General features: G+C 71.7%; 20 protein-coding genes. 13 read left to right on the top strand and 7 right to left on the bottom strand.

All coding sequences use genetic code 11. From position 1 onward, the window contains the following. Positions 1-21 precede the first annotated feature (21 nt). Complete coding sequence (locus AB0K52_RS08845; protein ID WP_363528255.1) at positions 22-654, bottom strand: TetR/AcrR family transcriptional regulator; 633 nt, start codon at positions 652-654, stop codon at positions 22-24. Between the two features lie 176 nt (positions 655-830). Between AB0K52_RS08845 and AB0K52_RS08840 the strand changes: the two genes are divergently transcribed. From AB0K52_RS08840 to AB0K52_RS08825, 4 genes are all read left to right on the top strand, one after another. Next, the gene (locus AB0K52_RS08840; protein WP_363528252.1) at positions 831-2,639 is read left to right on the top strand and encodes a serine/threonine-protein kinase; all 1,809 of its coding nucleotides are present in this window, start codon (positions 831-833) and stop codon (positions 2,637-2,639) included. 98 nt (positions 2,640-2,737) lie between these two features. Next, positions 2,738-3,532, top strand: coding sequence for an FHA domain-containing protein (locus tag AB0K52_RS08835; protein ID WP_363528249.1), 795 nt, complete (start codon positions 2,738-2,740; stop codon positions 3,530-3,532). A 41-nt stretch (positions 3,533-3,573) separates the two neighbouring features. Beyond that, on the top strand, positions 3,574-3,954 hold the full coding sequence (locus AB0K52_RS08830; RefSeq protein ID WP_363528246.1) for a DUF1304 domain-containing protein: 381 nt from the start codon (positions 3,574-3,576) through the stop codon (positions 3,952-3,954). Positions 3,955-4,000: 46 nt separating this feature from the next. Next, on the top strand, positions 4,001-4,543 hold the full coding sequence (locus AB0K52_RS08825) for an RNA 2'-phosphotransferase (protein WP_363528243.1): 543 nt from the start codon (positions 4,001-4,003) through the stop codon (positions 4,541-4,543). Between the two features lie 59 nt (positions 4,544-4,602). On the opposite strand, the gene AB0K52_RS08820 is transcribed toward AB0K52_RS08825, so the two are convergent. Beyond that, positions 4,603-6,057: an MFS transporter gene (locus AB0K52_RS08820; RefSeq protein WP_363528240.1), complete on the bottom strand. Its 1,455-nt coding sequence runs from the start codon at positions 6,055-6,057 to the stop codon at positions 4,603-4,605. Positions 6,058-6,262: 205 nt separating this feature from the next. On the opposite strand from AB0K52_RS08820, the gene AB0K52_RS08815 reads away from it, so the two are divergent. Then, on the top strand, positions 6,263-6,649 hold the full coding sequence (locus AB0K52_RS08815) for a helix-turn-helix domain-containing protein (protein ID WP_363528237.1): 387 nt from the start codon (positions 6,263-6,265) through the stop codon (positions 6,647-6,649). Between the two features lie 178 nt (positions 6,650-6,827). Here the strand turns inward: AB0K52_RS08815 and AB0K52_RS08810 are convergent, their stop codons facing one another. Continuing rightward, positions 6,828-7,616 (bottom strand): inositol monophosphatase family protein, encoded by a 789-nt coding sequence (locus AB0K52_RS08810; RefSeq protein ID WP_363528234.1) that lies wholly within the window; start codon positions 7,614-7,616, stop codon positions 6,828-6,830. A gap of 220 nt (positions 7,617-7,836) precedes the next feature. On the opposite strand from AB0K52_RS08810, the gene AB0K52_RS08805 reads away from it, so the two are divergent. Together AB0K52_RS08805 and AB0K52_RS08800 are read left to right on the top strand one after the other, a co-directional pair. Further along, positions 7,837-8,181, top strand: a complete 345-nt coding sequence (locus AB0K52_RS08805) for a hypothetical protein (protein ID WP_363528232.1) — start codon at positions 7,837-7,839, stop codon at positions 8,179-8,181. 94 nt (positions 8,182-8,275) lie between these two features. Beyond that, complete coding sequence (locus AB0K52_RS08800) at positions 8,276-9,304, top strand: LacI family DNA-binding transcriptional regulator (protein ID WP_363528229.1); 1,029 nt, start codon at positions 8,276-8,278, stop codon at positions 9,302-9,304. Here AB0K52_RS08800 and AB0K52_RS08795 read toward each other — a convergent pair. Beyond that, positions 9,301-9,873 (bottom strand): DNA-3-methyladenine glycosylase I, encoded by a 573-nt coding sequence (locus AB0K52_RS08795; RefSeq protein WP_363528227.1) that lies wholly within the window; start codon positions 9,871-9,873, stop codon positions 9,301-9,303. The genes AB0K52_RS08800 and AB0K52_RS08795 overlap by 4 nt on opposite strands. A gap of 136 nt (positions 9,874-10,009) precedes the next feature. Here AB0K52_RS08795 and AB0K52_RS08790 point away from each other — a divergent pair, with 136 nt between their 5' ends. From AB0K52_RS08790 to AB0K52_RS08780, 3 genes are all read left to right on the top strand, one after another. Then, positions 10,010-10,663: a GNAT family N-acetyltransferase gene (locus AB0K52_RS08790; RefSeq protein ID WP_363528224.1), complete on the top strand. Its 654-nt coding sequence runs from the start codon at positions 10,010-10,012 to the stop codon at positions 10,661-10,663. Positions 10,664-10,708: 45 nt separating this feature from the next. After that, a complete protein-coding gene (locus tag AB0K52_RS08785; protein ID WP_363528221.1) occupies positions 10,709-11,539 on the top strand; it encodes a class I SAM-dependent methyltransferase in 831 nt (276 codons plus the stop codon). 104 nt (positions 11,540-11,643) lie between these two features. Further along, positions 11,644-12,600 (top strand): intradiol ring-cleavage dioxygenase, encoded by a 957-nt coding sequence (locus tag AB0K52_RS08780; protein WP_363528218.1) that lies wholly within the window; start codon positions 11,644-11,646, stop codon positions 12,598-12,600. A 47-nt stretch (positions 12,601-12,647) separates the two neighbouring features. On the opposite strand, the gene AB0K52_RS08775 is transcribed toward AB0K52_RS08780, so the two are convergent. Both AB0K52_RS08775 and AB0K52_RS08770 read right to left on the bottom strand, forming a co-directional pair. Continuing rightward, complete coding sequence (locus tag AB0K52_RS08775) at positions 12,648-13,268, bottom strand: VOC family protein (protein ID WP_363528215.1); 621 nt, start codon at positions 13,266-13,268, stop codon at positions 12,648-12,650. Positions 13,269-13,319: 51 nt separating this feature from the next. After that, positions 13,320-14,132 carry a TetR/AcrR family transcriptional regulator gene (locus tag AB0K52_RS08770; protein ID WP_363528212.1) on the bottom strand — a complete coding sequence of 271 codons (813 nt, stop codon included), beginning with the start codon at positions 14,130-14,132 and terminating at the stop codon, positions 13,320-13,322. Positions 14,133-14,210: 78 nt separating this feature from the next. Between AB0K52_RS08770 and AB0K52_RS08765 the strand changes: the two genes are divergently transcribed. Beyond that, positions 14,211-16,010: an ABC transporter ATP-binding protein gene (locus tag AB0K52_RS08765; RefSeq protein ID WP_363528209.1), complete on the top strand. Its 1,800-nt coding sequence runs from the start codon at positions 14,211-14,213 to the stop codon at positions 16,008-16,010. 11 nt (positions 16,011-16,021) lie between these two features. After that, positions 16,022-17,845: an ABC transporter ATP-binding protein gene (locus tag AB0K52_RS08760; protein ID WP_363528206.1), complete on the top strand. Its 1,824-nt coding sequence runs from the start codon at positions 16,022-16,024 to the stop codon at positions 17,843-17,845. Positions 17,846-17,937: 92 nt separating this feature from the next. On the opposite strand, the gene AB0K52_RS08755 is transcribed toward AB0K52_RS08760, so the two are convergent. Further along, a complete protein-coding gene (locus AB0K52_RS08755) occupies positions 17,938-18,630 on the bottom strand; it encodes an MBL fold metallo-hydrolase (RefSeq protein WP_363528203.1) in 693 nt (230 codons plus the stop codon). Positions 18,631-18,876: 246 nt separating this feature from the next. On the opposite strand from AB0K52_RS08755, the gene AB0K52_RS08750 reads away from it, so the two are divergent. After that, positions 18,877-20,835 carry a hypothetical protein gene (locus AB0K52_RS08750; RefSeq protein ID WP_363528201.1) on the top strand — a complete coding sequence of 653 codons (1,959 nt, stop codon included), beginning with the start codon at positions 18,877-18,879 and terminating at the stop codon, positions 20,833-20,835. Positions 20,836-20,923: the final 88 nt, after the last annotated feature.

Raw genomic sequence — 20,923 nt, 5'->3', positions numbered from 1 at the left:
CTTTCTTTCGGATCGGGTTTCCTAGTCGGTGGGTTCGCGGAGCACCTCGACGAGCTCGGCGAGGAGGTCGTTCCAGGTGCGGCGGGAGGCGGGGGTGTCGGTGCCGCCGGTGGCGGCGGCCCAGTGCTCGACGAGGCCGAGGAGGCCGCCGCTGAAGGCCGCGACGAGGAACGCGGCCTGGCGTTCGGGGACGCGCGGATGGCGGCGGGTGATGACCGCGGAGATCTGGGCGGTGAAGAGGGCGATGGCGCGCTGCATGAGGACGGCGCCGCGCTCGGAGGGGGCCTGCTCCATGCCGCCGAGGACCTCGATGAGGTAGGCGACGGTGGGGACGAGGTGGTCGGCGGAGCCGGCGGCGGCGAGGTCGCCGAGGACGGTCGCGCTCTCGCCCGGGCGGGCCGCGGCTTCGGCCTCCATGGCGTCGACGATGTCGACGAGCATGCGCCCGGCGGCGGCGGTGACGACCGCTTCGAGGGAGTCGAAGTGGTTGAAGACGGTGCGGCGGGAGACGTCGGCGGCGGCGGCGAGCTCGTCGACGGAGAAGCCGGTGGAGCGGCGCTCGCGCATGAGGCGATCGGCGGCGTCGAGGATCGCCTTGCGGCTCTTGGCCTTCAGCGCGGCGCGGCGGTCGAAGGCCGCGGGAGTCCCTGGCATGGTGATTACACTAAGTGCAACGACGCACTGAGTGCAAATTGCGGATCGGTGGTTCCGACCACACCGGCGGTTCGAACATGAGCGGCCCTTCCGGGGCGGGTTCGCGTCGCTTCGGTGCGTTAATGTGGAGCGCGACACATGGGGGCGATTCGGCTTTTCAAGAGCAGGAGAGACGGTTGCGCGCTGGGCAGGTGGTCGGCGATCGGTACAGGTTGGAAGAGCGGCTCGGCTCGGGCAGTCAAGGTCAGGTGTGGCGTGCGGCCGACCTGCGGCTGCGCGAGCGGTCGGTGGCGCTGAAACGGGCCTTGAGCGGCGGCGACGCGGCCGCCGCGGCGAAGGTCCGGCGCGAGGCCGAGGTCCTCGCGAGCGTGAACCACCCCAACGTCGTCACGGTCTACGACGCCGTCGAGGAGGACGGCGACTGGTGGATCGTCATGGAGTACGTCGACGGCCGCACCCTCGCGGACGCCGGGACCGTCCCCGCCGAGGAGGCCGCCCGGTACGGCGCGCAGCTGGCCGGGGGCCTGGAGGCCGTGCACGCCAAGGGGATCCTCCACCGCGACATCAAGCCCGCGAACGTCATGGTCACCGGGCAGGGCCACGCGAAGCTCGCCGACTTCGGGATCGCCCGGCAGGTCCACGCCGAGCCGACCCTGACCGGGACCGGCGCGGTCACCGGCACCCCCGGGTACGTCGCCCCCGAGGTGGTGCGCGGCGGCAAGTTCACCCCCGCCGCCGACGTGTTCTCCCTGGGCGCCACCATCTTCCACCTCGTCGAGGGCACCTCGCCGTTCGGCGAGGGCAACGCCCACTCGCTGCTGTGGCGGACCGCGCAGGGCGACCGGGTCGAACCCAAGCGGGCCGGGGCGCTCGCGCCCCTGCTCGACCGGCTCCTCGAGACCGACCCGAAGCGGCGCGCCAAGATCGCCGAAGCGCGCGTCGAACTCGGCCGCATCGGCGGCGAGGCCGTCGCCGGGGCCGGACGCCGGGCGCGCCTGCGCCGGCCCTGGATCTGGTCCGGCGCCGCCGCCGCGGCGCTCGTCCTGCTCGCCGCCGCCGTCTGGAGCGTCCTGCCCGAGGGCGAAGACGAAGGGCCGCAAGGCGAAGCCGCCGAACTCGACCCCTGGGACTTCATCGGCGACCCGGCCACCGCCGATCCGTGCGCCCTCTTCGACGAGGAGGCCCTGAGCGTTTACGGCCCCACCGAGATCGACGCCGACGACGGCTCGTTCGAAAGCTGCGACCTGCGCATCGAGAACGACACCGGCGGCGTCGACCTCAACCTCTACATCTACGCGACCAACGGCAAGGCCCACCAGGACGGCGAGACCACGATGCACGGCGAGTTCGGCGTCATCAGCGACGAGGGCGCCCACGACGCGTGCAAGAGGACGCTCGTCTTCCCCGACGGCGAGCACTTCGCCGAGATGCTGGCCGAGCAGGACCCCGGTGAGGACACCGACATCTGCCCCATCATCGACACGGCCGTGAACGCGGCGGCCCGCAAGCTCACCGAGGGCGGCCCGCTCGCGCGGCGCGAACATGAGGAGGACCCCGAGTCCCTGTTCTACCTCGACGCCTGCGACCTCCTCGACGACGAAGCGCTCGAGCGCTTCCCCGGGGTCGCCGCCGACGACCCCCTCAAAGGCTTCGGCGGCTGGACCTGCTGGTGGGTCAGCACCACCAGCGACACCGACGTGCGCGTGCTGTTCGACCGCGACGACCCGCCGGAGGCCGACGACGGCGAACGCCTCACCCTCGACGGCCGCGTCGCCTACAACGAAGGGGACCACTGGGGCGAGGACGAGTCGTGTCTCGTCAGCGTCATCTACCGCCAGTTCACCAGCGCCGGCCCCGACCGTGAGATCACCGCCGAATACGTCCGGATCTGGGTGATCGGCAACGAGGACGACGAGGTCGAGGACCTGTGCGACCTGGCCGTCGCCATGGCCGGGCCCGCCGCCGAGGCCCTGCCGGACCAGTAAGGGCCGCTTCGGGTTCCGTGCCTCGTCCGTGGTGTTCGACGCGGCTCGGGACCTGTCCCGAGCGGACGTGCCAGGCTGGACCGAGAAAGGAGCCCGCCATGTCCGACATCCCCCAGGTCGAAGGGGTCGAACCGCTGCCGGCGAACCATGCCAGCCTCGCGTTCGGCGTGCCCGAGTCCGAACCGGGCACCATCTACGCGCTCTCCGTCTCCGGCGGGGTCCGGTTCCGGCCCAAGGAGGAGCGTGTCGTCCTGTTCGGGCGCAACCGACCCGACGTGCACGTGTGCGTGGGCGAGGACGACCGCCGGGTCAGCCGCAGCCACGGCCGCCTGGCCCGCCGCGGCGACCACTGGTGGCTCGCCAACACCGGCCACCTGCCGCTCCAGCTGCCGGGTGCGCGCATGCTCTTCCCCGAGGACGACGCCTACCCGCTCGAGACCGGGTACACGCCGGTGTTCATCAGCGGCACCTCGCGGCGGCGGCACCTCGTGGAGCTGTACGTGGCGGGCGTCGACGGGCGCCTGCCGACGCCCGCGCCCGAGGCGTCCACACTGAAGGACCGGCCCTGGAAGCTCGACGCCGACGAGCGGCTCGCGCTCGTGTGCCTCGCCCAGCGGTACCTCCTCCACGACGCCTACCCGCAGCCGGTGTCGTGGAAGCAGGTCGCGGCCGAACTCGCCGAGCTGCGTCCCGGCGGCGGCTGGCGGCCCAAGAAGGCCGAGCACCTCGTCGCCGGGGTCCGCAAGCGCCTCTCCGCCGCCGGTGTCCCCGGCCTCACCCGCGAAGAGGTCGGTGAGCCGGTGGGCAACATGCTCAACCACAACCTCGTCGGCGAGCTCCTGCGCACCCGCACCCTCGTCCCGCCCGACCTGCTCGTCCTCGGCGAGAACTGAACTCCGAGACGCGACCGGGCCGCGTCGGGGACAATCGGTCCATGCTCATCGCCGTCCAGATCCTCGCCGCCCTCGCCGGGCTCGTGCACGTCTACATCTGGGTCATGGAGTCCCTGCGCTTCACCGACCCCACCGTGCACCGCGGCGTGTTCCGCACCCCCACCGAACACGTCGAGACCGTCCGCTCCTGGGCCTACAACCAGGGCTGGTACAACCTGTTCCTCGCCGTCGGGGCCCTCGTCGGCGTCGCCGTCGTGCGCGCCGAGCACACGGTCGGCATGACCCTGATCTGGTTCGCGTGCGGCTCCATGCTCGGCGCCGCGCTCGTGCTCGTGCTCAAGGACCGGTCGATGGCCTCGGCCGCGCTCAAGCAGGGCCTGCTCCCGGCCCTGGCGCTCGCATTCGCGTTGACCCAGTTCTAGGCCGACGCGGTAGTCTGGCCTGCCCTCAGCACGAACGGAGACCGAAGTGGACGACAAACGGATGGTGAAGGTCTCGAAGTACCTCTCCCGCCATCTGCGCCATGACCCCGGCCGGATCGGCATCGAACTCGACGAGCACGGCTGGGTCGAGGTCGACGTGCTGCTCAAGGCCCTCGCCGACCGGAACTTCCAGGTCACGCGCGAGGAGCTCGAAGAAGTCGTGGCCCGCAACGACAAGCAGCGGTTCGCCTTGCGGGAGGGGAGGATCCGCGCCAACCAGGGCCACACCGTGGACGTGGACCTCGACCTCACCCCGGTCGTGCCCCCGCCGGTGCTCTACCACGGCACCGCGGGCGGCTTCGTCGCCACGATCCGCGACGAGGGCCTCAAGCCGATGGACCGGCACCACGTGCACCTCTCCCCCGACCGGGAGACGGCCGTCAAGGTGGGCTCGCGCCGCGGCAAGCCCGTCGTCCTCGCGATCGACGCCCACCGCATGGTCGGCGAGGGGCACACGTTCTACAAGTCCGAGAACGGCGTCTGGCTCACCGAGTACGTCCCGGCCTGGGCCATCATGTTCCCGGGATGAGCGCGAACGCCCGGGGCCGCCGTCCGCAATGGACGGCGGCCCCGGGCGTTGCTCCCGACCTAGCCGACGGCGACGGGCGCCTGCTCGGCCTGGGCCTCGGCGCCCTTGCGGGCCTTGATGACCGTGACCGCGATGAGCAGGGCCGCCGCCGCGAGGCCCGCCGCGACCCAGTAGCCGAGGCGGAACCCGGCCGTCAGCGCTTCGGGCTGCACTGTGCCGGCCTCGAGAAGGTTCCCGGTGCGGGCCGAGACGGCGGTGCTGATCACCGCGAGGCCGACTGCGCCGCCGACCTGCTGCGCCGTGTTGAACAGGCCCGACGTGACACCGGCGTCCTCGGGCTTCGAGTCGGCCATGCCGAGCGTCATCAGGGCGGGCATCGCCAGGCCGAAGCCCAGCGGCGCGGTCACCATGCCCGGCAGCACGTCCACCAGGTAGTTCCCGTCGGCCCGCATCTGGGCGAAGAGGACGAAGCCCGCGACCATGAGCGTCAGGCCGGTCAGCACCAGCGGACGGGCGCCGAAGCGGGTGAGCAGCCGCGGCGCCAGCGCCATCGAGACGACCGCGATCACGATCGGGGCGGGCAGGAACGCCAGGCCCGCGGCCAGCGGCGCGAACTCGAGGACCTGCTGCAGGTACAGGACGGTGAAGAACATGAACCCGAAGGCCGAGCCGACCATGAGCGCCTGCGAGAGGTTCGCGCCGGCGACGTTGCGGGAGAACAGGATGCGGAGCGGGACCAGCGGGGCGGCGGCCTTCGCCTGGCGGACGAAGAACCCGGCGAGGAGTGCGACCGCGAGGGCGCCGAAGCCGAGGGTGCGGGCCGAGGTGAGGCCGTAGCGCTCGGTCTCGATGAGGGTGTAGACCCCGAGCATGAGGCCGGCGGTGACGAGGGCCGCGCCGATGATGTCGGCTCCGGCCTTGATGCCGATGCCGCGGTCGGTGGGCAGGAGCTTCCAGGCCATGGCGGCGACGATGAGTCCGATGGGCAGGTTCACGTAGAACACCGATTCCCAGCCGAGCGTCTCGGTGAGCACGCCGCCGATGACGCTGCCGGCGGCGCCGCCGCTGGCGGAGGCGAAACCGTAGACGCCGATGGCCTTCACCTGGTGCTGCGGTTCGGGAAAGATCGTGACGATCATGCCCAGCAGCCCGGCGGCGGTGATGGCGCCGCCGATGCCCTGCACGAAGCGGGCGCCGAGCAGGAAGCCCTGCGAGTCGGCCAGCGCCGCCGCGACGGAGGCGAGGGTGAACAGGGCCAGGCCGGTGAGGAACACCTGCTTGCGGCTCACGAGGTCGCCGAGGCGGCCGGCGAGGAGCAGCAGGCCGCCGAAGGGGATCACATAGGCGTTGACGGTCCACACGAGGTTCGCCTGGCTGAACGCGAGGTCGTCGCGGATGGCCGGGAGGGCGATGCTGACGATGTTCTGGTCGAGCACGATCATGAACTGGGCGGCCACGAGGGCGACCACGGCGAGCCAGCGGGTGCGAAGGCTCTGGGCTGCAATGGGTGACATCGGAAGCTCCTTCTGGGGGGCGGTTTCGGTAGCACATGGGGAACGTTTTGTTCCTGGGGTAATCATGTGTTCCAATGGAGCGATCCGTAAGAAGGCACTTTCATGTGCCAGGGGGTACAGGAATGTTCCTGTCCAGGTCGACCGGCCGTTTCCCTGGTTGTGATGTGCGACATAGGTGCCGTCGCGGCGCCGCTGAGGAGGACCGATGAGCGACGACTGCGTGCTGCCGAAGTCCGACGTGCAGGCCGAGGCCTGCCCGATCGTGCAGATCATCGACCGGGTCGCGGGCAAGTGGTCGGTGTCGATCCTGGTCGCGGCGATCCGCAACCCGGTGCGCTACACCGAGCTCGAGCGCTCGGTGCCCGGCATCTCCCGGCGGATGCTGACCTTGACGCTGCGGAACCTCGAGCGCGACGGGCTCCTCGAGCGCACGGTCTACCCGACGGTGCCGCCGAAGGTGGAGTACTCGGCTACGCCGAGCGCGCGCGAGCTCTACGGGCACTTGACGGGCCTGCTCGCCTGGGCCGAGCGGCACCAGCCCGACATCATCGAGGCCCGGAAGGCATACGACGAGCAAGCGCTCGCGGCATGAGGACAGGCGAGCGGGTGCTCGCCGCATGAAGACAGGCGAGCGGGTGCTCGCCGCATGAAGACAGGCGAGCGGGTGCTCGCCGCGTGAGGACGGGCGAGCAGGCGCTCGCTCGTAGGCGTTGCACGGCAAGACGCCCGCCTCCAGGTCTCAGGAGGCGGGCGCCGGCGTGTCTTGGGGGTTACGCCAGTTCGGCGAGCAGCGCCCGGTGGATCGGGGGGACGGCGGCGAGCACCGAGAGGGCGCCGTCGCCGTAGTCCACGCCGTCGAGGTCGGTGACGAGCACGCCGGCCTCGCGGCAGATCACGGTCCCGGCGGCCACGTCCCAGAGGTTCACGCGCTCGTGGAAGACCGCGTCCACGCGGCCCGCCGCGAGCCAGCACATGTCGAGTGCAGCCGTGCCGAGCATCCGGATGCGCTGCACCTTCGGCACGAGCCGCTGCAGGGTGGCGAGGCGGCGGAGATTGCGCTTGTCCGCGTCGGGGCCGACCGAGAAGTCCCCCATGGCGACCACGGCCTCGGAGAGCCGGGACGGTCCGGTGGTGTGCAGCGCCTGCTTGTTCAGGGCCGCGCCGTGGCCGAGGGCGGCGCTGAACCGCTCTTCGGACACGGGGGCGTGGACGACGCCCACGACCGGCATGCCGTTGCGCACCAGTGCGAGCGAGACGCCGAACATCGGCGAGCCGTGCGCGAAGTTGATGGTCCCGTCGATCGGGTCGAGCACCCATTCGTAATGCGATTCGGTGTCGCCCGTGCGGCCCCGCTCCTCTCCCAGCAGCGGGATCTCCGGCGTCTCACGTTCGAGGAACGCGCGGACCGCGTCTTCCGCGGCGTAGTCGAGGTCCGTCGCGAAATCGCGGTCGCCCTTGCCGCTGATCGAGCGCTCGCGTCCGATCCCCGCCCGGATCACCGCCACCGCCGTCTCGGCCGCCTGCTCGGCCGTGCCCAGGAATTCCAGCAGCTCGCTCATTATTCGGTTCCTCGTCTCCGTCCGACCCACCCGACGGACCTCATCCTAAAGGTGCAAGGCCATGCGGCACTTGGACTCCCGGTGCGACGATCCGCCGGAAATTTCCGAAGCGCCGCACGAGACGGGCCGGTGTCCCCGCATTCCGGGGTACACCGGCCCAATCCGGTCAGCCGGTCGGGGGCCACACCCGCGTCGGAGCGGGGCCGCGAGTAGCCCTGCGGTGGAACGGAATGAGCGCGACCTCGGCGGACTCGCCCTCCGCCTGGGCCGCGGCGGGACCGTGCGGCCAGCCGTCGTCGCGGGCGCGGACCTGCGCGGACACGAATTTCCGGCCGTCCCGCTCGACTATCGCCACCAAAGCCTCCACCGTGAGTTCCGCCACGTCCTCGGCATGCCCATTGCCTGCCCCGGGGAAGGAGGCGGGGCGTGCCGTGACGCCGAAATGATCAGAAAAGCTTTTCGGCACCGCACCGCCACCGAAGCCATCGAAACGCGCCACGGCAATGCCGATGCACTGATCGAAATGAATCCGAGCCGGGCTGGTGCCCGAAAGCCGATCCGATGAGATTTCAGCAGGTCGGCTACAGTCGGGGCAGCCCGCAGCAGCGCCGGCCGCCGCGGCGGCGGTCCCGGCCCGGGCTCCGGTAGAAGGAGGACGAGTGGCCCGAACCCCCGCGCCGCGCGGCACGCGCGCCGCCACGCTGTCCGATGTGGCCCGCCTGGCGGGTGTCTCGGTGGCCACGGCCTCAAAGGCGCTCAACGGCCGCAACCACGTGCACGCCCAGACCCGCGAGCGGGTCCTCGAGGCGGCCGCGCAACTCTCGTTCTCCCCCAACTCGCTCGCCCGCGGGCTCCTCGCCGGGCGCACCGGCACGGTCGGGCTCCTCACCTCGGACCTGGTGGGCCGCTTCAGCCTCCCGATCCTCATGGGCGCGGAGGACGCGTTCGGCGCGGGCCAGGTCTCGGTGTTCCTGTGCGACGCGCGGGGCGACGCCATTCGGGAGCGCCACCACGTGCAGGCCCTGTTGAGCCGCCGCGTGGACGGGCTCATCGTGGTGGGCTCCTCCACGAACCCGCGGCCGCCGCTGGCCGCCGCCGTGGACGTGCCGGTGGTGTACGCGTACGCGCCTTCCGAAGCGCCCGGGGACCTCTCGATCGTGCCCGACAACGTGAGCGCCGGCCGCATGGCCGTCGAGCACCTGATCGCCTGCGGGCGCACCAGGATCGCGCACATCACCGGCGACCGGCACTTCAGCGCCGCGCTCGACCGCGCAGCGGGCGCGCAGGCCGCGCTCGACGCGGCCGGGCTCGAACTCGTCGGCGAAGTCGCCTACGGCGCTTGGGAAGAGGGCTGGGGCCGCGCGGCGGCCGGGATGCTGCTCGACCGCGAGCCCGAGGTGGACGCGGTCCTGTGCGGCTCGGACCAGGTGGCCCGCGGCGTGCTGGACACGCTGCGCGAACGCGGCCGCCGCGTCCCCGAGGACGTGGCGGTGATGGGCTTCGACAACTGGGACGTGCTCGCCACGGGCGCGCGACCGCAGCTGACCAGCGTGGACCAGAACCTCGAGGAGCTCGGCCGCGCGGCGGCCAGGGCCCTGTTCGAGGCGATCGACGCCGAGCACGGCCGCGGCGTCCGCACCGTGCAGTGCCGGGTCGTCGTCAGGGGCTCCACCGCCTCGGCCGGTTAGGCCGCGGGCACGTGGCAGTCGGCGAGGTGGTCGTCGACCATGCCGACGGCCTGCATCATCGCGTACGCCGTGGTCGGTCCCACGAACTTGAAGCCGCGCTTCTTGAGCGCCTTGGAGAGCGCGGTCGACTCGGGCGTCACCGCGGGCACGTCCGCGATCCGCTTCGGCCGCGCACGCCGCTCGGGCGCGAACGACCACACGAGGTCGCTGAGCCCGCCGTCAAGGTCCGCGGCGGCCTTGGCGTTCGCGATGGTGGCGTCGATCTTGAGGCGGTTGCGCACGATGCCCTCGTCGGCGAGGAGCCGCTCCGCGTCGGCCTCGGTGAACGCGGCGACCTTCACGATCGCGAAGCCCTCGAAGGCCTTCCGGAAGGCCTCGCGCTTGCGCAGGATCACCAGCCACGAGAGCCCCGACTGGAAGGCCTCCAGGCTCACCCGCTCGAACAGGGCGTCATCGCCCCTGACCGGGCGCCCCCACTCCTGGTCGTGGTACTCCCGGTAGATCTCCGGGGCCGCGCCCCAAGGGCACCTCGCCAGCCCGTCGACCTCACCGGCAACCGCATCGCCCACCGCTCACTCCCGTCCCTCTGCCGATCGCCCCGAGCGTACGCGCCGCCACCGACAATCCCGTCCCGCCGACCCCGACCCTCTTATTGCAAAGTACTTGCAATAGAGTCGTGGGCGTCCCCGCTGCGAAGGAGCCCCCATGCCCGCCTCACCCACCGGCCACGCCCTGCCCGAACTCGTCATGGCCTGGGGACGCGGGCGCGCCCACTCGCGGGTCACCGCCCCGCCCGAGCAGATCGAGGGCGGCTTCCGGGTCGCGGTCGGGCCTCCGAGCGCCGAGGTCCGCAAGGTCTTCCACACCTACACGCCCGAGTCCCTGGCCGCCGCCGCGGCGCGGCTCGACGAGCCGGGCCACCAGGTCATGATCGCCGGACCCGGCGATCTCCTCGCTTCCATCGTGCCTTCGTCGTGGACGATGGACGACGCCGGCCACCTCATGACCGCCGTGTTCGCCCCAGCGTCCTACGCGGTCGCCGCGGATTACCGCCTCGTCATCGAGACCGACGGCCCGCTCACCGTCGCCCGCGTCTTCCACCGCAACGGCGACCTCGCCGGGTCGGCCCGCATGGGCCGCGACGGCGACTTCGGCGTCTTCGACAAGGTCGTCACCGCCCCCGCCCACCAGCGCCGCGGCATCGGCTCGCTCATGATGCGCGCGCTGACCGCGAGCGGGCACGCGCAGGGCATGCGGTTCGGGCTCCTCGTCGGCAGCGACGCGGGCCGGGCGCTCTACGAGCACCTGGGCTGGTCGTTCGTGTCCGACTTCCCCGGCGCGCGCAGCAAGGGCGCCTGAGCCAATTCGCTTGCGGGCGCCCGGTTCCGCTGCGAGAGTGTGCCCATGACGAGCGAATCGGCGGACCGGGAGCAGTGGATCGAGGCCAACCGGGCCATGTGGGACGAGCGCGTCCCGATCCACGCGGCGAGCGCCCTCTACGACCAGGCGGGGTTCCGCGCGGGGCGCGACGAGATCCGGGGCTTCGAGGCCGCCGAGGTCGGCGACGTGACCGGGAAGCGGCTCGTGCACCTGCAGTGCCACATGGGGCAGGACACGCTCTCATGGGCGCGGCGGGGCGCGTCGAAGGTGGTGGGGCTCGACTTCTCGAAGCCCGCGATCGACGTCGCCCGGGACCTGGCGGCCGACGTCGGGCTCGCCGACCGCGCCGAGTTCGTGGTCTCGGACGTGTACGAGGCCGCCGCCTCGCTGCCCGACGAGGACTACGACATCGTCTACACCGGGATCGGGGCGCTGTACTGGCTGCCGGACCTCTGGCGCTGGGCCGAGACGGCCGCGTCGCTGGTCGCGCCGGGCGGGTTCCTGTACCTGGCGGAGTTCCACCCGTTCCTGCAGGTCTTCGGGTGGCACAGCACGACGGAGGTCGTGGAGGACTACTTCCGACCCGAGCCGCTGGTGACGGACGAGCCGGGCTCGTACGTCGATATCGAGGCGGAGACGGTCGACAACCTGAGCTTCGCCCGGCTGCACACGATGGGCGACATCGTCTCGGCGATCTGCGCGACCGGGCTGCGGCTGGAGTTCCTGCACGAGCACGATGTGACGGTGTTCCAGCAGTTCCCCGAGCTCGTGCGGGGCGAGGACGGGATGTTCCGGCTGCCCGAGGGGCGGCCGCGGCTGCCGCTGATGTACTCGCTGAAGGCGTCCCGGCCCTAAGACTGTCGCGCTCCGGTTTCCGAGGCTTCTCTCATCCCGTTCCCAGCGGTGCGGAGATGTTCCGTCTGAAGAATGGCGGGACGACAAGGTGAGAGGAGCGGGTTGTGACCGCGAAGCACGAGGGAACGCCGACGTACGAGGGCCGCCCGCTGGCGAAGCCGGACGAGGAGCTGGTCGATCAGGGCCTGCGATTCGACATCGGGACCCTGCTGAGCCGGCGCGGGGTGCTCTTCGCCGGGGCCGGCGCGGCGGCGCTGGGGCTGGCGGCGTGCACGACCTCGAACGGCGGGACCACGAGCGAGAGCACGACCAGCGCGGGCACGGGTGCGGCCGGGGAGCTCACCGAGATACCCGAGGAGACCGCGGGCCCGTATCCGGGCGACGGCTCGAACGGTCCCGACGTGCTCGAGGAGAGCGGGATCGTGCGCGAGGACATCAGGTCGAGCTTCGGCACCGGCAGCGCGACGGCGGAGGGGGTGCCGCTGACGATGCAGTTCACGGTGTACGACATGGCGAACGGGAACACGCCGTTCGAGGGGGTGGCGGTCTACGCGTGGCACTGCACGCGCGAGGGCGAGTACTCGATGTACGGCGAGGGCCTGGAGAGCGAGAACTTCCTGCGGGGCGTGCAGGTCGCGGACGCCGACGGGGTCGTGTCGTTCACGACGGTCTTCCCGGGCTGCTACTCGGGCCGGTGGCCGCACGTGCACTTCGAGGTGTACCCGGACGAGGCGTCGATCGCCGACAGCGCGAACGCGATCGCGACCTCGCAGCTGGCGTTCCCCGAGGACGTGTGCGACACGGTGTACCGGGAGGAGGGGTATGAGGCCTCGGTGGAGCACCTGGCGCGGATCTCCCTGGAGTCGGACAACGTCTTCAGCGACGACGGCGGCGAGTCCCAGATGGGGACCGTGAGCGGCGATGTGGCGGGCGGGTACACGATCACACTGGCGATCGGTGTCGACACGTCCACGGAGGCGGGCGGCGGCGGTGCAGCGCCGTCCGGCAGCGGGGGCGGCGGCGGCGAGGCCCCGGGCGGGGAGCCGCCGTCCGGCGACTAGGAGAGAGGCCGCTCCCGTGGCGGGGGCGGCCTTCGTCGTCGTTCGCGTCAGTGCAGGACGACGAGTCCGGACTGGCCGAAGACGGTGGCCGCCAGCGAGGGCCGGTTGCCGGCCTTGACGGGGAGTTTCGCGCCGACGGCGGTGAGGTGCGGTTCGATGCGCTCGGGGTGCGGGTGGAGGGCTTCGAGGCCGACGAGCGGCACCACCGGCAGGTTCGCCGCGGGGTGGGCGGCGCGGCCCCAGTCGATGAGGAAGGGGACGAGCCCGGTCTGGCCGCGCTCGGCGTCCATGGTGAGGCGCCACGAGAGCTGCTCGCCGCCGGGGGTCCGGCGCGACATGTCGCGCGGCTCGCCCGGGTCGTACCCGGCCTGGCGGGAGGCGGCGACGGCGGCGTCGATGTCCTCGACGCGGATCGCCCAGGTCGCGAGGCGGGCCTCGCTGAGACCGTCGATCCCGAAGGGGCGCGGCCCCTCGGGCGCGCCCTGCTCGGGGTCGGGGCCGATGATCTCGAGGTAGGCGCCCTCGCCGAGGCCGAGCAGGAAGTTCCTGGTGCCCAGGCCCGGGTGCACGCCGCCGGGGACCGGTCGGGTCCCGGTGAGGCGCGTGACTTCGGCGACCGTGGCCGCGAGGTCGGGCGTGGCGAGGACGAGGTGGTCGAGTGAGGACATAGGCCGCAGTTTAGTCACCGTGCGCCACTGGCGTAACGGGTGCGTCGCGGCTCAGGGGCGCTGCGGATCGACGAGGGTCTGCAGCGCGTCGTTGAGGGGTTCAGGGTCGGCGGGCCTGTTCATGACCCTCTCGACGGCTTCGCGCACTTCCGACTCGGCGCGGTGCATGTGGTACTCCAGGCGGCAGCCGTCCGGGCCGTACGCGGGGTCGGGCGCGGGCGGGTCGCTCTCGCGGCGCATGAGGTCGCCGATGCCGTGCTCGAGGAGCCCGAACGCGTGCTCGGCGGCGGTCACGGCCTCCTCGTGGATCGCCTCGACCGGGTCGCCGGCGAGCAGCCGCCGGACGTTGCCCTCGACGAGGATGTGCTGGGTGTGCAGGAGCTGGGAGGCGACCAGGCGCGAGGTGAGCGGCGTGTGGCCCTCCTCCATCAGCGCCTCGGCGAGCTGGACCGCAGCCTGGCGGCGGTAGTCCATGGCCTTGATGAACAGGGACGGGGTGGCGGCCAGGAGGCGCTGGACGCGCAGGAACACCGGGTGGTCCGAGAGCCCCACCTGGGGCGCGCGGCGCTCGAGCAGGCGGAGGTAGTGGCCGCAGAGGGCCTCGTGCGGGGTCTGGCCCTTGGGGCGTTCGCGCACGATCCGGGCGGCGTCGCCGGTGTGGTGCTTCATGCCGCCGATGACGAGGTCTTCCTTCGCGGGGAAGTAGTTGAAGACCGTGGCCTTGGAGACCTCGGCGGCGGCCGCGATCTCGGCGACGGACACGTCCTCGAAGCCGCTCGCCTCGAACAGGTCGAGGGCGGTCTTGCGCAACAGCTCCCAGGTCGCGTTCTTCTTGCGCTCGCGCAGTCCGGCCTTGTGCTCCACTCCTTTACTGTACCAGATCAAAATGTGAGCCGAGAAAAAACTTGTACCCGGTCAAATTCTACTGCTATCCTCGACGACATGACAGGAAGACCACCCGCACCCCCAGCACCCGGGAAGCCGGACGAGGAGGCCTCACCCGAGGCCTCGGTCGTCCGGCTCCTCGCCGAATACCTGCGCCCCCACCGCCGCACCCTCGCCCTCACCGTCGTCCTCCAGATCATCGGCACCGTCGCGTCCCTCTACGTGCCGACCCTCAACGCCGACCTGGTCAACCACGGCGTCGCCACCGGCGACACCGGCTACGTGCTGCGCCACGGCGCGTTCATGCTCGCCGTCACCCTCGTCCAGATCACCGCCTCCGGCTTCGCCGTCTACTACGGCGCCCGCACCGCCATGGGCCTCGGCCGCGACCTCCGCGCCGACCTCTTCACCCAGGTGCAGCGGTTCTCCGCCGCCGAAATGGACCGCTTCGGCGCTCCCTCCCTCATCACCCGCGCCACCAACGACATCACCCAGGTCGTGACCATGCTCGTCATGGCCCTCACCCTGCTGCTCACCGCGCCCATCGCCGCCTTCGGCGGCCTCGCGCTCGCCCTCAGCCTCGACGTGCCCATGACCGGCGTGCTCCTCGCCGCCATCCCGGTCGTGGCCGTCGCCATCGCCTTCATCGTCATCGCGATGGTCCCCGCCAGCCGCGTCATGCAGCGGTGCATCGACGGCATCAACCGCGTCATGCGCGAGCACATCACCGGCATCCGCGTCATCCGCGCCTTCGTCCGCGACGACCACGAGCAGCGCCGCTTCAACGAGGCCAACACCGAACTCACCGAGGCGTCCCTCCGAGTCGGGCGCGTCCAGGCCTTCTTCGGCGCCACCGCGATGATGGCCGGCAACCTCACCTCGATCGCCATCGTCTGGATCGGCGCCGGACGCATCGCCAACGGCACCATGCAGATCGGCGACCTCATCGCCTTCCTCACCTACGCCGGCATGATCCTCGGCGCGGTCATGATGTCCATGGGCGTGTTCATGATGGCCCCGCGCGCCAAGGTCGCCGCCGGGCGCATCCGCGAAGTCCTCGACACCGCCCCGGGCATCGCGGACCCCGCCGCCCCCGTCACCGAACTCGCCGGCCTCGGCGAACTCGAGGTCAAGGGCGTCACCTTCCGGTACGCCGGCGCCGAAGAGGCCGTCCTCCGCGGCGTCGACCTCATCGCCCGGCCCGGCCAGACCACCGCCGTCATCGGCTCCACCGGCGCGGGCAAGACCACCCTCCTCCACCTCATCCCCCGCCTCTTCGACGTCGACGCCGGATCGGTGCGCGTCGACGGCGTCGACGTCCGCGAGATGGACCGCGCGCTCATCGCCCGCACCATCGGACTCGTCCCCCAGCGCGCCTACCTGTTCTCCGGCACCGTCGCCTCCAACCTCCGCTACGGCGACCCCGACGCGAGCGACGCCGACCTCTGGCGCGCCCTCGAGACCGCCCAGGCCGCCGAGTTCGTGCGCGCCATGCCCGACGGCCTCGAGACCGTCATCGGCCAGGGCGGCACCACCGTCTCCGGCGGCCAGCGCCAGCGCCTCGCCATCGCCCGCACCCTGGTGGCGCGCCCCAAGGTCTACCTCTTCGACGACTCCTTCTCCGCGCTCGACACCGCGACCGACGCCGCCCTGCGGGCCGCGCTCGCCCACGACATCGCCGATGCCGCGCAGGTGATCGTGGCCCAGCGGGTCTCGACCATCCGCGACGCCGACCGGATCGTCGTGCTCGACGCCGGCCGCGTCGCCGGCACCGGCACCCACGAGGAGCTCCTGGCGACCAACGCCGTATACGCCGAGATCGTCAACTCCCAACTCACCCTTCAGGAGGCGCTGTGACCATGATGGGCATGAGGCCGGGGGGACCGGGCTCCACGAAGGCCGCGGACTTCCGCGGCACCGTCCGCCGCATCCTCGACCTGCTGCGGCGCAACCCCTTCCGCCTCGCCTCGGTGATCGGGTTCGGGGTGCTCATGGTCGCCGGGATGCTCTCGATCCCGACCGTGCTCGGTCGCGCCACGGACCTCGTGATCGACGGGGCCGCCTCCGGCGAGGGCCTCGACTTCTCGGCGCTGGCCCGAATGCTCGGTCTCGCGGTGGCGCTGGCGCTGGCGACGTTCGCCATCACCGTGGCCAACGGCCGCACGATCGCGAAGCTCGCGCAGGAGATGGCGTTCGAGCTGCGCGCGGAGGCCGACCGGAAGATCACGGCGCTCCCGCTGGGGTACTTCGACTCCCGTTCGCGCGGCGAGGTGCTCTCGCGGGTCACGAACGACATCGACAACCTGACGCAGACCGTGGGGCAGGTGACCCAGCGGATCGTGCAGGGGCTGCTGTTCCTCGTCGGCGTGCCGATCATGATGCTCACGATCTCCCCGCTGCTGACGGTGGTCGTGCTGCTGACGATGCCGCTCACGGTGCTGGCGGCGCGGGTGATCGGCAAGCGGAGCCAGCCGCGGTTCGCGAAGCAGTGGGCGACGACGGGCAGGCTCAACGGGCACGTGGAGGAGATGATCACCGGGCACCAGCTGGTGACGCTCTTCGGCCGCCAGGCCCAGGGCGCGGCGAAGTTCAAGGCGCACAACGAGGAGCTGTACGAGAACACGGTGCGCGCCCAGTGGGTGGCGGGCCTGCTCGGCCCGGCGATGGCGTTCCTCGGCTCGGTCACGTACGTGCTCGTGGCCGTGGTCGGCGGGCTGCAGGTCGCGGCGGCGGTGCTCACCTTCGGGCAGATCCAGGCGTTCATCCAGTACACCGGGCAGTTCTCGAACCCGCTCAACATGCTCGCGGGCATGTTCGGGCAGATCCAGTCCGCGGTCGCCTCGGGCGAGCGGGTGTTCGAGTTCCTCGACGCCGAGGAGCAGCGGCCGGACCCGGTCGGCCCGGGCGGCGCGCTGGAGTCGGTGCGGGGCAGGGTCGCGTTCGAGGACGTGTCGTTCCGGTATCTGGAGGACGAGCCCCTGATCGAGCACCTGTGGCTCTCGGCCGAGCCGGGCCAGACGGTGGCGATCGTGGGCCCCACGGGCGCGGGCAAGACCACGCTCGTCAACCTGCTCATGCGCTTCTACGACCTGGACGCGGGCCGGATCACGGTCGACGGGGTCGACGTCTCGACGGTCGAGCGCGAGCGGATGCGGCGGCGCATCGGCATGGTCCTGCAGGACACGTGGCTGTTCGACGGCACGATCGCCGAGAACATCGCGTACGGCAGGCCCGAGGCCACCCGCGAGGAGGTGGTGGCGGCCGCGTCGGCGGCGCACGCGGACCACTTCATCCGGACGCTCCCGGACGGCTACGACACGGTGGTCGGCGCGGAGGAGGGGAGCTTGAGCGCCGGTGAGCGGCAGCTGGTGACGATCGCGCGGGCGTTCCTGATCGACCCGTCGATCCTCATCCTCGACGAGGCCACGAGCTCGGTCGACACCCGCACCGAGATGCTGGTGCAGCAGGGCATGGTCGCACTGCGGCAGGGGCGCACGAGTTTCGTTATCGCCCACCGGCTCTCGACGATCCGCGACGCCGACGTGATCGTGGTGATGGAGCACGGCCGGGTCGTGGAGCAGGGCGACCACGACGCGCTGCTCGCCTCGGGCGGGGCGTACGCGCGGCTCTACGAGGCCCAGTTCGCGCAGCCCGCCATCGAGGAGGAGGCGCGCGCAGGACGGACGCGCTGACCGGAGCAAGGAACTAGACCAGGGCCCGAGAAACGCGGCGGCGTCCCGAGTGATGCGCTCGGGGCGCCGCCGCGCGCCTGCGGTCGAAAGTCCTATTTGATTCCGGACTTTGCGGACAGTTCAGGGCAACGCCAGGTCGCGCCCGGGCAGTCCCGGAACGGTGCTAAGACGGTGGCGGTGTCGCCGTTCTCGATGCGGCGGTGAGCGTCGCCGACCAGGAGCGGGAACAGGCGGCCGGGCAGGGCGCGGCCTATGTCGCTGAGGACGGCGTCGTGGACGGGATGGACGGCGGGAGCGTCGATGCCGCGGGCGAAGTCGATCGCCTCGGCGAGCTTGAGCCAGGGCGCGGCGACGGGCACGAGGAGGGTTCGCACCGGCTGGTCGGGGACGGTGAGGGAGTCGCCGGGGTGGTAGAGGCCGTCGACGAAGAACGCGACGTTCTGCACGAGCGGGAGGTCGGGGTGGATGACGGCGTGGCGTTCGCCGAAGACCTTGACCTCGGTGCCCGCCGCCGGGATCGCGTCGCCGGCGTTGACGGCGGTGAAGGACAGGTCGCCGAGGGCCGAGGCGATGGCGGCCGGCCCGTAGACGGGGACGTCAGGGCGGGCGCGGCGAAGGGCCCGGACGGCGTCGGCGTCGCAGTGGTCGGGGTGCTCGTGGGTGATGAAGACGGCGTCGGCCCCGTCGAGGGCCGCCGGGTCGGAGAAAACGCCGGGGTCGACGACGATGACGCCCCGGCCGGTGTCGAGGCGGATGCAGGAGTGGCCGGACTCGGTGAATCGCATGGGGCCACCGTGGAACCCGCGGCCGCTGCGGCGCGCACCGTTCGGGCGATGGACCGTGCAAGCGGCCGGTCCCCCTTCTGACCAAGGAACTTCATCCGTTCGGGCAGTGCTGTGCAGGTCGATCGGCCGATGCAGAAAGCGGTCAAAACCTCACGTTCGCGGATCGGCAACCGGGCGATCCGGCGGCCGCGTCGATGCATACGACGGGTCAACCGATCCGGTCGAACCCTTGCAAAAGGAGCGAACATGAGAAAGCGACGCTACGTCGCGGCGGCTGCGGCGGCAGCCCTCGCGGCGGGCGCGGCCGCCGCGGCGACCACCTTCGCCAACGCGACCCCAGAGCCCGGCGCGGCACCCGAGACGGCCCTCGCGGTCGAGTCGGTGACCCTCCCGACCGGCGACACCGTGCGGCAGTGGGCGGGCGGCGCGCTGGAGATCGTCCCGGCTGAAGGCCGCGAGCACGTCGGCTTCATCGGCCGCACCGCCCGCGACGGCTCCGGCGACGTCGTGGTCGTCCCCGCCGACCAGGCCGCGGCCCTCCAGTCCGGTGAGGAGGACGCGCGCCGCTACAACGTCACGCGGCTCCTCGAACACGGCGTCGCCGACGCCGCCGCCCTGACCGAGTCCGAGCTGGACGGCCTTGACGGCCGGGCCTACGAGGCGCTCGCACCCGCGGGCGATGCGGCCGGCGCGCTCGTGGACGCGGCCGCGGCGACCCAGACGGTGACCGTGACCGTGCGCGACCGGTCCGGCGACGCGCCCGAGAACGCCCTCATCGAGTGGGCCAGCGCCGACAGCGAGGACTACGGCGAGATCGTCCTCGACGAGAACGGCACCGCCACGGTCGAACTCCCCGCCGGGGACTACCTGCTCTCCACCCTGGCCTGGAACGCCGCAGGAGAGGACGCGCGCGGCGAGGCGACGTTCGGGTACACCGCGTTCACCGTCGGCTCCAAGGCGGTCCGGGTCTCCGTGGACGCCGCCGCGGCCGAGCCGATCGGCGTCGAGGTCGACCGCGCCGACGCCGAGGTGAGCGAATTCGTCGTCGCGGCCGACGCCGAGAACGAGCACCAGCACTCGGGCCAGTTCGAATGGTTCGACGGCTCCACCGACGCCTACCTGCTGCCCGAACCCGAGACCGACGGCTACGAGTACGAGTTCCTGTACCAACCCGAACTCACCGGCGGCGGCGCCGAGGACCCGTACACCTACCACCTGGCCTTCGGCGGCAGCGGGTACCCGGCGGCGACGCAGTTCGCCGTGAGCGACGCCGAACTCGCGATCGAGCACACCGACTACCAGGGCTGGGGCGTCGACGTCCCCGCCCGCCAGTGCGACTACCCGGAGCTCTCCGAAGAGCAGGGCGCCTTGTTCTGCATCGCCGAGGAGTTCACCGCGCCCTCCCAGCGGACCATGCTCTACACGGCCGAACCGGCGGTGTGGACCCGCGACCTCAAAGTCGGCCTCACCGAGAACTACGACCTCGTCGAAGGCTTCTCCATGTGGGAGGACACGATCGCGCTGCCGGCGGGCGAGAGCGACCGAACCGTGGGCGGCGCGGCCCTGGCCGCGGGCGTGCCGAGCGTGGACCGGTTCAACATCGACGAGGAGTTCGACAACCTCAGCGGCGGCGTGTTCCCGGCGGCGACGTACGCGGGCGGCGAACTCCAGTGGACCGGCTACACCGGTTCGGTGACGCTGAGCCGGGACGGCGAAGCGCTCGGCGAGTCCGACCTCTTCACCGGCTTCGGTTTCGACCTGCCCGCGGGCGAATCGGCGCGGTACACCCTCGACGTGCAGGCGTCCCGCGGCACGGACACGGGACTGTACGCCACCGAGTCCGCGATGAGCTGGACCTTCGACTCGGCTCCGGGCGAGGACAGCGGCGTCATGCTGCCGGCGGTCCTGCTGGAGGCCGAGGGCGTGGCGAACGGGGCCGCCGATGCGGCTGCGGCGCAAGAGGTCGCGCTGGCCGTGGCCGGGTACGGGCTCGCCGAGGTCGCGGTGGAGGAGCTGGCGTTCGCGGTGTCCTACGACGACGGCGCGACCTGGACCGAGGTCGCGATCGACGGTGACGGCACCGCGTTCACCGCCACCCTCGACCACCCCGAGGGCGCCGAGTCCGTCTCCACCCGGTTCACCGGGACCGACACGGCCGGAACGGAGTTCGCGCTGACGACGATCCGGGCGTGGGGCCTGCGGTAGGACCCCTCGCCAGGGCGGGGCGACCATTCCCCGCCGCCTCCCGGTGAGGCGCGCCGCCGACGGACAGGGTGTTGTCCGTCGGCGGCGC

Origin of the sequence: Glycomyces sp. NPDC049804 (genome assembly GCF_040674615.1) — a bacterium.
GTDB lineage: Bacteria > Actinomycetota > Actinomycetes > Mycobacteriales > Micromonosporaceae > Glycomyces > Glycomyces niveus.
The sequence above is the reverse complement of the archived record's forward strand: the minus strand, read 5'-3'. Positions and strand labels throughout refer to the sequence as shown.